Annotated in this window: 12 protein-coding genes; 3 read left to right on the top strand and 9 right to left on the bottom strand. The window is 67.8% G+C overall.

Annotated features, from left to right (window positions below; all coding sequences use genetic code 11):
- Positions 1-30 precede the first annotated feature (30 nt).
- From KQ910_RS09385 to KQ910_RS09395, 3 genes are read left to right on the top strand one after another with little or no spacing between them, the layout of a single operon-like run.
- Positions 31-1,275 carry a D-alanyl-D-alanine carboxypeptidase family protein gene (locus KQ910_RS09385; protein ID WP_216958710.1) on the top strand — a complete coding sequence of 415 codons (1,245 nt, stop codon included), beginning with the start codon at positions 31-33 and terminating at the stop codon, positions 1,273-1,275.
- Between the two features lie 37 nt (positions 1,276-1,312).
- A complete protein-coding gene (gene accD, locus KQ910_RS09390) occupies positions 1,313-2,206 on the top strand; it encodes an acetyl-CoA carboxylase, carboxyltransferase subunit beta (RefSeq protein ID WP_216958713.1) in 894 nt (297 codons plus the stop codon).
- A 13-nt stretch (positions 2,207-2,219) separates the two neighbouring features.
- Positions 2,220-3,518, top strand: a complete 1,299-nt coding sequence (locus KQ910_RS09395) for a bifunctional folylpolyglutamate synthase/dihydrofolate synthase (protein ID WP_216958714.1) — start codon at positions 2,220-2,222, stop codon at positions 3,516-3,518.
- 12 nt (positions 3,519-3,530) lie between these two features.
- Here the strand turns inward: KQ910_RS09395 and trxA are convergent, their stop codons facing one another.
- The 9 genes from trxA to KQ910_RS09440 all read right to left on the bottom strand — a co-directional run bounded on the left by trxA (position 3,531) and on the right by KQ910_RS09440 (position 14,831).
- Positions 3,531-3,848, bottom strand: coding sequence for a thioredoxin (gene trxA, locus KQ910_RS09400; RefSeq protein ID WP_068195424.1), 318 nt, complete (start codon positions 3,846-3,848; stop codon positions 3,531-3,533).
- An 86-nt stretch (positions 3,849-3,934) separates the two neighbouring features.
- Entirely contained in the window at positions 3,935-7,450 is a 3,516-nt protein-coding gene (addA, locus tag KQ910_RS09405; RefSeq protein WP_216958717.1) for a double-strand break repair helicase AddA, read from the bottom strand.
- On the bottom strand, positions 7,447-10,395 hold the full coding sequence (addB, locus tag KQ910_RS09410) for a double-strand break repair protein AddB (RefSeq protein ID WP_216958720.1): 2,949 nt from the start codon (positions 10,393-10,395) through the stop codon (positions 7,447-7,449). Before addB ends, addA begins: the two co-directional genes overlap by 4 nt.
- Positions 10,392-11,084, bottom strand: coding sequence for a nucleotidyltransferase family protein (locus tag KQ910_RS09415; RefSeq protein ID WP_216958723.1), 693 nt, complete (start codon positions 11,082-11,084; stop codon positions 10,392-10,394). Before KQ910_RS09415 ends, addB begins: the two co-directional genes overlap by 4 nt.
- A complete protein-coding gene (locus KQ910_RS09420) occupies positions 11,081-12,088 on the bottom strand; it encodes an aminoglycoside phosphotransferase family protein (RefSeq protein WP_216958726.1) in 1,008 nt (335 codons plus the stop codon). The genes KQ910_RS09415 and KQ910_RS09420 overlap by 4 nt, the downstream gene beginning before the upstream one ends.
- On the bottom strand, positions 12,075-12,518 hold the full coding sequence (gene tsaE, locus KQ910_RS09425) for a tRNA (adenosine(37)-N6)-threonylcarbamoyltransferase complex ATPase subunit type 1 TsaE (RefSeq protein ID WP_216958741.1): 444 nt from the start codon (positions 12,516-12,518) through the stop codon (positions 12,075-12,077). The genes KQ910_RS09420 and tsaE overlap by 14 nt, the downstream gene beginning before the upstream one ends.
- 51 nt (positions 12,519-12,569) lie before the next feature.
- Complete coding sequence (gene ahcY, locus KQ910_RS09430) at positions 12,570-13,961, bottom strand: adenosylhomocysteinase (protein ID WP_216958743.1); 1,392 nt, start codon at positions 13,959-13,961, stop codon at positions 12,570-12,572.
- 157 nt (positions 13,962-14,118) lie between these two features.
- On the bottom strand, positions 14,119-14,430 hold the full coding sequence (locus KQ910_RS09435) for an HPr family phosphocarrier protein (RefSeq protein WP_369408311.1): 312 nt from the start codon (positions 14,428-14,430) through the stop codon (positions 14,119-14,121).
- Entirely contained in the window at positions 14,427-14,831 is a 405-nt protein-coding gene (locus tag KQ910_RS09440) for a PTS sugar transporter subunit IIA (protein ID WP_068189501.1), read from the bottom strand. Before KQ910_RS09440 ends, KQ910_RS09435 begins: the two co-directional genes overlap by 4 nt.
- Between the last annotated feature and the right edge of the window lie 7 nt (positions 14,832-14,838).

Raw genomic sequence — 14,838 nt, forward strand, 5'->3', positions numbered from 1 at the left:
AATGCCTCCCGCGGGCCGTTGGAAGGGCGTATGCTCGTATCCCCTCCGGCTTCGATGGCAATGAACGTGCGTCTTCTGTTCTGCATTCTGGGCCTGTTCGCCCTGTCGCTGGCCTCCGCCCGGGCCCAGATCGCCACGGTCGCCTCGCCGACCGGACCGGTTCCCGCGGGCCCTTATGTCGTCGTCGACGTGGCGACCGGCGAGGCCCTCATGGACCGCAATGCCGGCGCGCTGTGGTATCCGGCATCGCTCACCAAGATCATGACGATCTACATCGTCTTCGAGGAATTGAAGGCTGGCCGGCTGCAGCTCGCCGCGACGCTTCCCTTCTCGGAGAATGCGCGGAAGAAACCGGCCTCCCATCTCGGCCTGGCGCCGGGGCACACCATCACGGTGGAGCAGGGTATCCAGGCGCTGGTCGCCCGCTCCGCGAACGATGTCGCCACCGCCTTCGGCGAGCAGATCTCCGGCTCGGAGCCGGCTTTCGCCCAGCGCATGACCGAGACCGCAAAGCGCCTGGGCATGACGGCCACGACCTTTCGCAACGCCAACGGCTGGCCCGATCCGGGGCAGGTGACGACGGCGCGCGACATGGCCATCCTGGCGCTCGCGCTCATCAAGGACTTCCCCGAGTATTACGGCTACTTCCGTACCAAGGATTTCATGCTGGGCAAGCAGCGCATCGGGCCCGGCGTGAAGTTCCTCGATCTCTATTCGCCCTATGCCGATGGCCTCAAGACCGGCTTCATCTGCGCCTCGGGCTTCAACATCGTGGGCAGCGCGGTGCGCGACGGCCGGCGGCTGGTCGCCGTGGCCTTCGGCTTCCGCCGCTCCGACCTGCGCGACGAGTTCCTGGTCCGGCTGTTCGACGAGGCCTATGCGCTCAAGACCGGCGGCAGCCGCCAGAAGATCTGGCAGCTGCGCAACGGCGAGGGCGGCCCGGCGACCGTGCTGCCCTACGGCGAATGCGGCACGATCCGCTACGACATGCCGGGCGATGCGGTCTGGCTGGGGACGTTCGGCGACTGGCGCAGCGCCAAGACCGCGTTCGATGCCGGACAGGCGAGACTCTTGGCGATGGGCGTCGCTCAGGCCGGGAAGGAATGGATCCTGCCGGTCGCGTCGAACCAGGTGACGAAACAGGCGGCCATCATCGCCGATCTGCAGCCCGAGGCGGCGCAGAAGCTCTGTGCCGAGTACCAGGCCCGGAAATCCTTCTGCGTCGTGAAGAAACCTTCGGACATGGCGGCCCCCTTTAGCGGGTTCTGGCGCTGACCTTGGCCCGTCCCCTCATTCGTGCGATACCGCGCCCATGAACTGGCTGACCAATTTCGTCCGGCCCAAGCTGCGTGCGTTGGTCGCGCGCAAGGAAACGCCGGACAATCTCTGGGTTAAGTGCCCCAAGTGCGAACAGATGCTGTTCACGCGCGACTGGGAAGCCAACCAGGAGGTCTGCAATCACTGCGGCCACCACATGCGGCTGCGGCCGCTGAAGCGGCTGCCGTTCCTCTTCGACGAGGGCAAGTACGAGCTGCATCCGCTGCCGCGCGTCAATGCCGATCCGCTCAAGTTTCGCGACACCAAGCGCTACGACGCGCGCCTGAAGGAAGCCCAGGCCAAGGCCGAGGGCTCGACCGACGCGCTGGTCGTGGCGAGCGGCCTGATGGGCAGCCGCCTCTCGATCCTGGCGCTGCTCGACTTCGGCTTCATGGGCGGCTCGATGGGCACGGCCGTGGGCGAGGGCCTCGTCATGGCGGCCGACCTCGCGGTCGCGCGCAAGGCGCCGCTGATCGTCTTTTCGGCCTCGGGCGGCGCGCGCATGCAGGAGGGCATCCTGTCGCTGATGCAGCTCACGCGCACGACGATCGCGGTGCGCAAGGTCAAGGAAGCGGGACTGCCTTACATCGTGGTGCTGACCGATCCCACGACCGGCGGCGTCTCGGCCTCGTTCGCCATGCTGGGCGACGTCCATATCGCCGAGCCCGACGCGATCATCGGCTTTGCCGGTCCTCGCGTGATCCAGGACACGATCCGCCAGGAACTGCCGCCGGGCTTCCAGCGTTCCGAATATCTGCTGGAGCACGGGATGGTCGATGCCGTCGTGCATCGCCACAAGTTGCGCGAGACCCTGATCCGCATGGTCTCGCTGTTCATGGATCCGCTCGTCGTCGAAAACCGCCCGCTCGCGGTCTCGACTGCACGCTGAATGGATCGCTGACGTGACCGCGAACGATCCGATCGTTCAGCGTCTGATGAGCCACCATCCCAGGGTCATCACCCTCGGACTGGAGCGCATCGAGAGGCTGCTGAAGCGGCTGGGATCGCCGGAAACGAAGTTGCCGCCGCTGGTCCATGTCGCCGGCACCAACGGCAAGGGCTCGCTCGTTGCCTATCTGCGCGCCATGGCCGAAGCCGCGGGCTATCGCGTCCACGTCTATACCTCGCCGCATCTCGTGCGCTTCAACGAGCGCATCCGCGTCGCCAGCGAGTTGATCGAGGACGACGTGCTCGACGAGCTGCTGACCGAGTGCGAGGAGGCCAACGGCGACACGCCGATCTCCTTCTTCGACATCACCACGGCGCTCGCGTTCCTGGCCTTCTCGCGCGTGCCGGCCGAACTCGGCATCATCGAGGTCGGCATGGGCGGCCGCTTCGACAGCACCAACGTGATCGAGCCCGTTCTGTCGGCCATCACGCCGGTCGGTTACGACCATACGGGCTTTCTCGGCGACAAGCTCGAAGGCATCGCCTGGGAGAAGGCCGGCATCCTGAAGCGCGCGACGCCTGCGGTGATCGGCCGTCAGCGGGAGATCAGTGCGCAGGTCATCGAGACCGAGGCGGCCAAGCTCGCGGCGCCCCTGTTCCGCATGGGCCGCGAGTGGCAGGTGATCCCGCAGGAGGCGGGTTTCCGCTACGAAAGCGATCTGCTCACGCTCGACCTGCCGGCGCCGGCACTGATCGGCGCGCACCAGATCGACAACGCGGCGACCGCGATCGCCTGCATCGAGCGGCTGCGGGCGGCGCGCTTCGACATCGGCGATACCGCAATTCGCACGGGGCTCGCATCGGTCGAATGGCCGGCTCGCCTGCAGCGTCTCACGACGGGCCCGCTGTCGAGCTCGCTGCCGCCCGGCTGCGAGCTGTGGCTCGACGGCGGCCACAACGAGGATTGCGGCATCGTGCTCGGCCGGATGGCGGCGGAGTGGGCGAAGGAACCGGCGGCGCTGCCGCTGTATCTGATCTTCGCCATGCAGACCACCAAGGACGCGTCGGGCTTCCTGCGGCCGCTGGCGCGCTACGCCACGGCGGCACGCGCGATCCCGTTTCCCGAAGGTCATGCCGCCTACACGCCACAGGAGGCCTGTGCGAAGGCCGCCGATGTCGGGCTCGATTGCGCGCCCGCAAACGACATCGGCGCGGCGCTGGAAGACCTGTTGGCCACCCAGCCCGCGCCGATGCGCATTCTCATCTGCGGCTCGCTTTACGTCGCGGGCGAGGTCCTCGTCCGCAACGGCTGAGCCGGTACTGGATCAGACGACGGTGTTGATCCAGCTCACCAGCTTCTGCTTCGGCTCGGCGCCGATCTTGGTGGCGGCGACCTGGCCGTTCTTGAACAGCAGCAGGGTCGGGATCGAACGCACGCCGTAGCGCGTCGGCACCATCGGGTTCTCGTCGATGTTGACCTTCACCACCTTGAGCTTGCCGTCCATCTCCTTGGAGATGTCTTCGAGCGACGGGCCGATCATGCGGCACGGACCGCACCACTCGGCCCAGAAGTCGACGAGGACGGGCGTGTCTGACTTCAGGACTTCCTGCTCGAAGGAAGCATCGGTTGCTTTAACGGTCATCGTGGGTTCTCCCAAAAACACTACAGGCCGGTCGGAGGGACCGGCGCCGCCCTTGCCCCAGAAGCTAGGAACGCACGCCCCCGGAGTCAAGATGTAGCGGCATAAGGCATTGATTTATCTAGGGTTTCTGCAGAAATCTCCATCAGGCGCGGGGCCGCGGTCCACAGCAGGAAAGCCCGGACCGTGCGGCCCGGATAAATCTGCTGGAGCAGCGACCGATAGAGCGCGAGCTGGCGGCGATAGGCCAGTGCCACGTCGGCGGCTGAGTCGGGCGGCGGGCGGTTGGTCTTGTAGTCGACGATCAGGACTTCCGTTGCCGATACGGCCAGCCGGTCGACCTGGCCGCTCACCGTGAAGGTGCCGCGCGCCGTCTTCACCGTGCCGATCAACGGCACTTCGGCGCGCGATCCCTGGGCGAACAGCGCGGCATGAGCAGGCGTTTCGGTGACGGACAGTGCCTCCGCGGCCCAGCTCTCCACGTCCTCCGGCGGGAGCTCGTGCGCGGGCTGGGCGAGGAAGCGGCGGGCCGCGTCGCTGCGCGCCGACGACGGCAGGCCGGGGAGGTGTCGCAGCAGATCGTGCAACAGCAGGCCGCGCCGCCAGCGCTTTGGATCGTCGGCGATCAGCGGACTGTAGGCCCGCGGTTCGGCCGCGGCCTCGTCGGGCAGCGGCTGCGACGGTGCGAGCGGCGCCGGCGGATCGGGCTCCTCGGGCGCCGGCTGGCTCCACCAGTCCGGCAACGGCGCCTCGTCGGCGATCGGCAGTTCGGGTTGCTCCGTCTCGATAATCCGGCCCTGGTTGATCAGCTCGTAGCCATCGCCCTCCCAGCCATCGACTCCGAGAGCCGCGGTGAAGTCGAAGGGCCGCGCGACGGCACGCGCGCGCGCATGCAGCTCGTCGTCGCTGTCTGCCGCCTCGCTGCTGGCCCGCAGGCCGGTCTCGATGCGTTCGTACCAGCAGCCGCGGTCGGGCTTGCGCGAGCCGACCCAGCCGCCGACATAGAGCCGGTCCTCGGCGCGGGTCATGGCGACGTAGAGCAGCCGGTTCTGTTCCTCCAGCGCGCGGTCGCGGGCCTCGCTGCGCCAGGCGCGCGCCGCTTCGTTGGCGTCGTCGGTGCGCGGCAGCCAGAGACGGGCCTCGCCCTCGGCACCCGCCAGCAACCGCTCCGAATCGCGCGGCACGCGCGTCGTGTCGGGCAGGTAGACGATCGGCGCCTGCAGGCCCTTCGATGCGTGTACGGTCAGGATGCGCAGCTCGCGCCGCCGGTTCTGGTCGAGGTCGCGCTTGATCTCGCCGCCGCCGGTCTCGAACCAGCGCAGGAAGCCCTGCAGCGAGCCGCCTTCGATGCCCTGGTATTGCAGCGCGCGCGCCAGCAGTTCGTCGATCGGATCGGAGGCTTCGCGACCGAGTCGCTCCAGCAACCGGCGACGACCACCTTCCGGCCCGAGCACGCGGGCGAAGAAGTCGAACGGCGTTTCGTAGTCGGCGCGACGCAGCCAGTCGGACAGGGCCGCGTAGGCCGCGGCGAACGGCGCTTCGGCACGACGCTCGCGCAGAGCGCGCCACAGATGGCTGGTGCGCTTCCAGGCCAGGGTGAAAAGCTGTTCTTCCTGCAGGCCGATCAACGGCGACTTGAGGAGAGCGGCGAGGTTGAGGTCGTCCTGCGGCAGCAGGACAAAGCGCGCCATCGCCAGAAGATCCTGAATGGCGAGTTCCTGGCCGAGGTTCAGCCGGTCGACGCCCGCCACCTCGACACCCTCGCGCTTCAGCGCGCGCACCAGCGCGTTCACGAACTCGTTGCGTCGTCGCACCAGCACCATGAAGTGGCCGGCATGCAGCTTCTCGCCATCGCGCGCGCGTCGCTCCGTGCCGATCAGGCCCTTGGCATGCACGGCGATCAGCTGGGCCAGCCGCTGGTGGGGCAGGGCGGGCCCACCGCCGCTGCCGGCGCCCACGATATCCGTCGTGTCGGCCTTGTCTTCGCTGCCGACGACCAGCGGCCACAGTTCGACCCTGCCGGGCTCGTTCTTGCGGCTGGGCAGATGGATCACGTCGCCCGGCTCGGCGACACCCTTCGCTGCCTCGATCTCACCGAACACCCAGTCCACCGCATCGAGCACGGCCGGCGTCGAGCGGAACGAAACGTTGAGTTCGACCGGCACGAACATGCGGTCGGCGACGCGGCTGCGTTCGTCGAACCACTCGCGCATCTCCTTCAGCTTGCGCGGATCGGCGCGCTGGAAGCCGAAGATCGATTGCTTGGTGTCGCCGACAGCGAAAATGGTGCGGCTGCGGCCGACCGCGCCGTCGCCCACGAAGAATTCCTCGGTGAGCCGGCGGATCACCTCCCACTGATCGGGATTGGTGTCCTGCGCCTCGTCGACCAGCACGTGGTCGATGCCGCCGTCGAGCTTGAAGAGCACCCAGGCGGCGCTCTCCGCGCTTTCAAGCAGGCGGCGCGTGGCCACGATCAGATCGTCGTAGTCGAGCACGGCGCGGCGGCGCTTGGCGCGGGTATAGCGATCGGTGATGTCGAGGCCGAGGCGCAGAAGGGCAAGCGTGCGCTCGACGAGCGCCGCGCCGTTGATGCGGTCGAGGACCTCCGCCAGCCGCTTGGCTTCGCGCAGCAGCACATCCTCGATACCGAGCATCTCGGCAATCGCGGCCTTGGTCGCGAGTCGCGCCAGGATCTCGCCCTTGGCGGTGAAGAAGGCCCCTGCGTAGTCGGTCAGCATCGCCGGCCGGTCGGTCGAGGCCAGCCATTCCGCCATCACGGCACTGCGCACCTTGTCCTGCTTGCCGCCCTTGGCGAGCGCGCGGGCGGCCTCGCCGAGCGCGGCCGCGTCGAACGCCGCGTCCAGGCAAGCATTGCCGGTCAGGCTCTCGGCCGTATCGTCGACCCCGCAGCCCATCTCCTTCGCCAGTCGTACGCGGACCCTTTGAAGACCAGCCTCGTCGCCGATGCGGGCGAGCAGCCAAGCCCGCTCGCTCAGCAGCCTCGTCATCAGTTCGGCGTATTCCGCGATCGAGACTTTGCCGGCGACGGACGCCAAGGCGGCAGCCAGTGCTGGAGGCGCATCGAGCCGGGCCAGCGCTTCCATCTGCTCGTCCTGCACGCGGCGCAGGATGGTCTGGGCTTCGGCCTCGTCCAGAATCTCGAAGCCCGGTGCGACGCCGGCCTCGAGCGGGAAACGCTTCAGCAGCGCCTGGCAGAAGGCATGGATGGTCAGGATGTTGATGCCGCCCGGCGCATCGAGCACGCGGGCGAACAGGCGGCGTGCAACCACGCGCTCGGTGGCGGTGGGCGCACGGTCGATCAGCTTGGCGATGCCGTCGTCCAGCTTTGCGTCATCGCCCAGCGCCCAGCGGCCGAGCTGGTGCGCCAGCCGGTTGCGCATCTCAGCGGCGGCCGCCTTGGTGAAGGTGAGGCAGAGGATGCGCTCGGGCTTCACGCCATCCAGCAGCAGCCGCGTCACGCGATCGGTCAGCACCTTCGTCTTGCCGGTACCGGCATTGGCCTCGACCCACGCCGAATGATCGGGCGTGGTCGCGCGTCGCTGCGCGTTCGTCGCGATGGCAAGGGCGTCGAGCACGTCGCTCATTCGTCGCCTCCGCCCGCCGTCGACCATTCGGCGACCCGTTCGAGATGGGCGTAGTCGTTGAAGTGCGGGCCGTAGGCGGGCCAAGGCAGCGCGGGATAGGGCGTGTCGGGATTGGCGAAGTGCTCGGCCATTTTCTCGACCAGCACCATCATCTTCGCCACGAGCTCGTCGCTACCCTTGATCTCCGACACCTTGCCACCGTCGCCCAATCCATTGGCCTGCCAGTAGGACAGGTGCACCGTCTCGGCCTTGCCGGTGATCTTCTCGAAACCGCCGCGCTCGGCCATCGCCGCCTCAAGCAGAAGCTGCGGCGCGAACAGCGCGTCGAGCTCGTCCTTGGTCGGCACGCGGCCGGTCTTGTAGTCGATGATCTCCCAGTCGCCGTGCCCGAGCTTGTCGACCCGATCGGCGCGCGCTTCGATGCGCAACGGGTGCGAAGCAGGTCCGACGGTCATCGCGGCGTTGCTCTCGCTGGTCAGGAGCCTGGTGCCGTTGGCGCGACGCGCATTCTCATGGGCAACGAACCAGCGGGCGAGCCGCTGGAAGCGCGGCCACCAGAAGGCGCGCTCCGCCGGCGCGGTCAGGAGATCGGCGAGATGCTTTTCGCCCAACTCTTCGAATTCGCGTACGGCGTCGGGCGGCAGGATGCCTGACGGATGGGCGCGCAAGAATTCGTCGAGTGCGTCGTGCAGGGCGTTGCCGCGATCAGCCGCGCCCAATTCCGCTTCCAGTGGATCGAGTGCCTGCAGTCCCAGGATGCGCCGCGCGTAGAGGCCGTAGGGATCGCGCCGCCACTGCTCCACGCTGGAGACTGAAAGACGCGTGGGTCGCGCCTCGATGGGTGGGCGCGGCTCGGGCCGCAGCCAGGGCGCGTAGTTGTCGGGCCGATCGATCGCTTCGGCCCAGGCGACGAAGCTGCGCCGCCCGCGCAGGATATATTCCGGTACCGGCGCGTTGCCGCCGGGCTCATAGCCGAACAGGGCATCGAGGCGCGCCAGCCAGCGCGACGGCACCGTCGGCGCGCCGCCTTCGCGCTCGGCGCGCGTCAGCAACACCCTCTCGGCGCCCAGGGCTGCCACGAAATCATGTGCCGACAGGCCGATGCGCCGCTCGGGCTGCTGCAGGCCGAGCGCCGCCCGCATCGGTCGATTGATCCACGGGCCGGTCTCGACCGACGGCGGCCACGTGCCTTCGTTCAGGCCACCCAGCACGAGAAGATCGGCGCGCTGCAATCGTGCTTCGAGGGGACCCCAAATGAACAGGCGCGGGTGACGCCCGAAGGCGGGCCGGATGGTCTCGGGCTCGAGCATCGCGGCGAACAGGCCGGGCCACTCGCCTGAAGCGATGGCGGGCGTGCCTGTCCACGCCGTGCGCAGACGGCCGAGCACGTCGGCCAGCGCACTGCCGGCGTTGCCCGACCAAAGCGTCACGGTTGGCGAGAGCTTCTCCGCCGCGGCGACGGTTGCATCGATCAGTGCGTCGGGCGTGGCGTCGCTCTGCATCAGAGCGACGAGCGCCGAGGTAGCTTCATCGAGCTGATCGAGCAGCGTCTGCACGGCCGTGCGGTCGGCGGGATCGCCGAATTTCGCCTCGGCGACGCGCGCGCGAATTGCTGTCAGTCCCGCCGCCGGTTTGAGGCCGCGCAGGCATTTGCGATCGAGGCGTCGCGTCGCGTCCAGCACGAAGGCGCGGTCTTGGCCCAGGGTACACAGCGGATGCTTGAGCAAAGCCAGCAGTTCGACCGGCGCGAAGCCTGCGTCGACCGTGGCGATCAACGCGTGCAGGAGACCGGCAGGGGGCGTGTCGACAAGCGAGGCGCCGGCTGAATCGTCGACGTCGATCTGCCAGCGCTTCAGCTCGGCGGTGACGCGTCGCGCAAGCTCGCGATCAGGCGTCACGAGGGCCGCCGTGCGCGTCGGCGTGTCGAGGACGCTGCGCAAGGCTAGCGCCACGACCAGCGCTTCCTGATGCGGCGTAGCGCAGTCGGCGCGGGTCAGGTGCTCCAGCGAAGCGGCTTCGGGCTTGACCCAGGATTCGCTGGTCTCCGCCGGTCGCATCAACTCGCTGAGAAGGAAATGACGGGCCGAGCCGCCGACGGCACCGGGCCATTCGGCCACGTCGGCGCGTGTCCGTCCGAGCGCGCCCAGCAACTCGTGCAGGCCGTATTGCGGATGCGACGGATCGAGCACGTTCCAGCTCGCCTCGTCCATGTCGCGGTCGAGACCGGGCAGGACCACGGCGCCTTGCGGCAGCTCGGCGATCGTTGCGAGCAGCTCGCGCGTCGCAGGTTGCGAGCCGGTCGAGCCCGCCGCGATCACCGGCGTCGAGGGTGGGTTTGCGCGCCAGCGTGTGGCCTGGTTGCGAATGGCCAGCGTGCGTCGCTCGATGGCATCGATCCGCCCACGTTCGGTCAGAAGCTGCGGCCAGGCCTCACCGACGATCGCGAGAAAACGCAGCGTGCGCTGCCAATGGCTCGCGAAGTTGCCTTCGACCAGCCCTTCGAGTTGATCGAACGACACGCCTTCGATGGCGAGTTCGTCGAGCAACAGGCCAAGCTCACGCGCGAGCTTCAGCGCCTGCGCCGCCGACTGTGCGATGGGATGTCCCTGGTCGTCCTTGAAGGCTGCCACGAACTGGGCGAGCAGCGCCTCGCGCTCCGCCGTGTCGATGGCGGGTGGCAGCGTCAGCGCGTCACCATCACCGGAGGCGATTTCCCATTCGCCGTCATCGACGTCGCCCAGCGGCGCCATGCGCGGCAGGATCGTGGGCGTGCCGTCGGCGGCGCGCAGGAAGGCTTCACGCAAGGCGCGCACCGAGCGTCGCGTCGGCAGTAGGATCAGCACATCCGCGAGAGAAAGCGGATCGCCGCCGTGCTCGGCCAGCACCACCCGCGCCAGCTCGTCGGCGAAACGGCGTTCGGTGCCGATGGTGAAGAGGCCCTTCATCCCAGCACGCGTTCGGCTTCGGCGAGCGCGGCCGGCGTGCCGATATGGAACCAGTCGCCGTCATGCACGACGCCGTAGAGGCGGCCCGCCTGTTGCGAGCGGGTCCACAGCTTCAGCAGCGAGAAGGGACCTTCCGGCGATCCGTTGAACAGGCGCGAGTCGCAGACCGATATGCTGGCAAAGAGATACGGTGCGGTCTCGGCCGAGCCGCGATGGCGGGCGCGACCGTCGGGTTCGAGATAGTAGTCGCCGCGATCCTTCTCTTCGCGGCCGATGGCCTTTGCCAGCGGATGCAGCAGCAGCAGCGCGTCCATGCGGTTGGGATCCCACTTTTCGGCAAGGCGGCCCAGCATCGATTCCGGCCCGTCGCGCCACAGACCGTCGCCGTTCAGCACGAAGAAGGGCGCGTTGCCGAGCAAGGGCAGTGCGTTGCGGACGCTGCCGCCGGTCTCCAGCAACCGGTCCTCGCGAATGATGCGGGCTCGGCCGCCGATCCGCTCGGCAATCTGGTTACCCAGATGATGCACGTTGACGACGACGTTCTGCACGCCGCTGCGATCCAGCCGGTCCATCGTGCGCTCCAGCATCGACCGGCCGGCGACGGGAATGAGCGGCTTGGGAATCGAATCGGTCAGCGGCCGCATGCGCTCGCCGCGGCCGGCCGCCAAAATCATCGCGCTCCTGATCATGTGTCGGCTCCGATGCGTCGCAGTTCGGGGGGCAACAGACGATCGACCCACGCGCGCAGCGGCATCAGTGCTTCGTGCTCCAGCGAGCGTTCGAACATGCGCCAGACCCGCGGCAGGTATTGCAGATAGTCAGGCTTGCCGTCGCGTCGCAGCAGGCGGACGAAAACGCCGATGATGCGGGCATGGCGCTGTGCGGCCATCAGGGCGAAGCCGGTGCGGAAGCCGGCGGCATCGGCAATGCCGGCCTCGCCGATGTAGCGGTCCAGGCACGCGGCATGAACCGCCGGCGCCACGTCGCGGCGGGCGTCCTCGATCAGGGAAACGAGATCGTAGGAGGGGTGGCCGCGCTGGGCGTCCTGGAAATCGAGCAGGCCGCACGCCTTCACGCCCGGCCGCGCGGGCAGCCACAGGAGATTGTCCTTGTGATAGTCGCGCAGCAGCAGCGTCTCGGTCGTGGCGGGCAGGGCCGCCAGGCATTCGCGCCATGCCGCGACGTAGCGCGCCGTCTCCTCGGGGGGAGTGGGCCGGCCGGTCGCTTCCGGCAGGTACCATTCGGGCAGCAGCAGCGCCGCCTCGATCAACGCTTCGCCGGCATAGGCGCCGAGGCCCGGCATCAGGCTGCGTTCGCCTGCACGATAGAGTGCGACAAGCACGTCGGTGGCGCGGCTGTAGAGTTCGCCCTCGTCGCCGCCGGCCTTCAGGACCCGCGCGTAGGTGTCGTCGCCGAAATCCTCCAGCAACAGGAAGCCGTGCTCGACATCCTCGGCGAGGATTTCCGGCGCGCTGAGGCCGAGCCCGATGAGGTGCCGGGCGATCTGCACGAACGGTCGCACATCCTCCTGCGGCGGTGGCGCATCCATCACGACCGCCGAGCCGCGCGGGCGGCTCAGCCTGAAATACTTCCGGAACGAGGCGTCGCCCGCCAGCAGCCGTTCGCCGGCATCGCCCCAGCCGGCGCGGCTCACGAACTCGGCGCGCAGCAGGTCGCGTTCAGTCTTCGCCAAAACGGGAGTCTCCTTGCAGGGTCGCGATCCGACCTTCGCCCACGACGGACAGGCTTATGGTGAGCCGCTCGCGCGGCAGCAGCTTGCCCAGCCGCTCCGGCCATTCGACCAGGGCCACGCCATCGATGCGCGCCTCTTCCCAGCCCAGCTCGAAGACCTGTTCGGGCTCTTCCAGGCGATAGAGGTCGAAATGCCAGAAACTGCCGCGGCTGGTCTCGTAGACCTCGACCAGGGTGAAGGTCGGGCTGGGCACGATCAGCGTGGGCTCGCCCGCGGCGGCGCGCAGGATCGCGCGGGCCAGGGTGGTCTTGCCGGCGCCGAGCCCGCCTTCGAGCGCCACGACGTCGCGCGGCCGCAGGCGGGCGGCCAGGCTCGCGCCCAGCCGCTCGGTCGCGGCCTCGTCGGGAAGGGGCAAAGAAAAAGTCGGCATCTTGCGATGCCGACTTCTTAGCATGAGCCGCTGTGGGCCGTTGCCGGCCGCTTAGTAGCGGTAGAGGTCGCCCTTGAACGGGCCGGCCTCGGGCACGCCGATATACTTGGCCTGGTCGGGGCGCAGCTTGGTCAGCTTGGCGCCGACCTTCTCGAGGTGGAGCGCCGCGACCTTCTCGTCCAGGAACTTCGGCAGCGTGTAGACCTGCTTCTCGTACTTGGTCGGGTTGGTCCACAGCTCGATCTGGGCCAGCGTCTGGTTCGAGAACGAGGCCGACATCACGAAGCTCGGGTGGCCCGTGGCGTTGCCCAGGTTCACCAGGCGGCCTTCCGACAGCACGATGATGCGCTTGCCGTCGGGGAACTCGACCTCGTCGACCTGCGGCTTCACGTTGTGCCACTTGAAGTTACGCAAGCTCGCGATCTGGATCTCGCTGTCGAAGTGGCCGATGTTGCAGATGATGGCGCGATGCTTCATCGCCTTCATGTGCTCGAGCGTCAGCACGTCGACGTTGCCGGTGGCGGTGACGAAGATGTCGGCCTTGGGCGCCGCCTCTTCCATCGTCACGACCTCGTAGCCTTCCATCGCCGCCTGCAGGGCGCAGATCGGATCGACTTCGGACACCATCACGCGGCAGCCGGCCTGGCGCAGCGAGGCGGCCGAGCCCTTGCCCACGTCGCCGAAGCCCGCGACCATCGCCACCTTGCCCGACATCATCACGTCGGTGCCGCGGCGGATGCCGTCGACCAGCGATTCACGACAGCCGTAGAGATTGTCGAACTTCGACTTGGTGACCGAGTCGTTGACGTTGATGGCCGGCCACAGGAGCTTGCCTTCCTTCGCCATGTTGTAGAGGCGATGGACGCCCGTGGTCGTCTCCTCGGTGACGCCGCGGATCGAGGCGCCGAGCTTGGCGTACCAGCCGGGCTTTTCCTTGTTGGTCTTGAGGATCGCCTTGTAGAGGACTTCCTCTTCCTCGTTGGTCGGCTTGGAGACCAGCGAGGGATCCTTCTCCGCGCGCGCGCCGAGATGGACCAGCAGGGTGGCGTCGCCGCCATCGTCGAGGATCATGTTCGGCTCGCCGCCGTCATGCCATTCGAAGATCTTGTGGGTGTAGTCCCAGTATTCCTCGAGGCTCTCGCCCTTGATGGCGAAGACCGGCGTGCCGGCCTTGGCGATCGCGGCGGCGGCATGGTCCTGCGTCGAGTAGATGTTGCACGAGGCCCAGCGGACGTCGGCACCCAGCGCCTTCAGCGTCTCGATCAGAACGCCGGTCTGGATGGTCATGTGCAACGAGCCCGCGATGCGCGCGCCCTTCAGCGGCTTCTTCGGGCCGTATTCCTTGCGGATCGACATGAGGCCCGGCATCTCGGTCTCGGCCATGTCGAGTTCCTTGCGGCCCCAGTCGGCGAGTCCGATATCCTTGACGATGTAGTCGGCCATTTGGCGCTCCTTGGCTGTGCCGGTTCCGGCATGCGGCGAATTGCGAAAGCGGGCGTGTTCTATCAGCGGCGCGGAACAGCCTCAACGCGCCGGATCAACATATAAGCAATAATTTATGTCGATATGCCCGAGTCTTTATGCCGGGCATCGCCGCTGCTCAATCCTCGCCGAATTTTCCTTCGACGAGCGCCGAAATGGCGGCCATGGCGTCCGCTGCCTGCCGGCCGGAGCACACCACCTCGACGCTGCTGCCGATCCCGGCGGCGAGCATCATCAGGCCCATGATCGAAAGGCCGGAGACTTCCTGCCCCTTGAAGGAGACGCGCACGACCGCGTCGAACTGGCCCGCCGTTCGGACGAACTTGGCGGCCGCCCGGGCATGCAGTCCACGCTTGTTGCCGATGGCGAGGCTGCGCTTCAGCGCGCCAATACCGGCGTCGGCACTGGATCCCGGCAGGGTGTCGCTCACGAGGCTTCCTTCGCCAGGATCCGTGAGGCGACGGTGATGTATTTGCGGCCGGCTTCCTGCGCCATGCGCACGGCCTCCGCGATCGGCCGCGTGCGCACGCTGGCGAGCTTCACCAGCATCGGCAGGTTAACGCCGGCCAGTACTTCGACCCGCGCCTGCTCCATGATGGAGATCGCGAGATTTGACGGCGTGCCGCCGAACATGTCGGTCAGCACGATGACGCCTTCACCCGTCTCGCAGGCCCGAACCCGCTCCAGGATTTCCGCGCGTCGCTTCTCCATGTCGTCGTCGGCGCCGATGCAGACCGTGGAGAGGCACTGCTGCACTCCGACGACATGCTCCAGCGCGGCCTTGAATTCCTGCGCCAGATTGCCGTGAGTCACGAGTACGATACCGATCATTCTTTGC

The organism is Reyranella humidisoli, from assembly GCF_019039055.1.
GTDB classification, from domain to species: Bacteria; Pseudomonadota; Alphaproteobacteria; order Reyranellales; family Reyranellaceae; genus Reyranella; species Reyranella humidisoli.

Coding starts and splice junctions, on each gene's coding strand:
- KQ910_RS09385 (WP_216958710.1), top strand. CDS start 31: ATGCTCGTATCCCCTCCGGCTTCGATGGCAATGAACGTGCGTCTTCTG.
- accD (WP_216958713.1), top strand. CDS start 1,313: ATGAACTGGCTGACCAATTTCGTCCGGCCCAAGCTGCGTGCGTTGGTC.
- trxA (WP_068195424.1), bottom strand. CDS start 3,848: ATGACCGTTAAAGCAACCGATGCTTCCTTCGAGCAGGAAGTCCTGAAG.
- addA (WP_216958717.1), bottom strand. CDS start 7,450: ATGAGCGACGTGCTCGACGCCCTTGCCATCGCGACGAACGCGCAGCGA.
- addB (WP_216958720.1), bottom strand. CDS start 10,395: ATGAAGGGCCTCTTCACCATCGGCACCGAACGCCGTTTCGCCGACGAG.
- KQ910_RS09415 (WP_216958723.1), bottom strand. CDS start 11,084: ATGATCAGGAGCGCGATGATTTTGGCGGCCGGCCGCGGCGAGCGCATG.
- tsaE (WP_216958741.1), bottom strand. CDS start 12,518: ATGCCGACTTTTTCTTTGCCCCTTCCCGACGAGGCCGCGACCGAGCGG.
- ahcY (WP_216958743.1), bottom strand. CDS start 13,961: ATGGCCGACTACATCGTCAAGGATATCGGACTCGCCGACTGGGGCCGC.
- KQ910_RS09440 (WP_068189501.1), bottom strand. CDS start 14,831: ATGATCGGTATCGTACTCGTGACTCACGGCAATCTGGCGCAGGAATTC.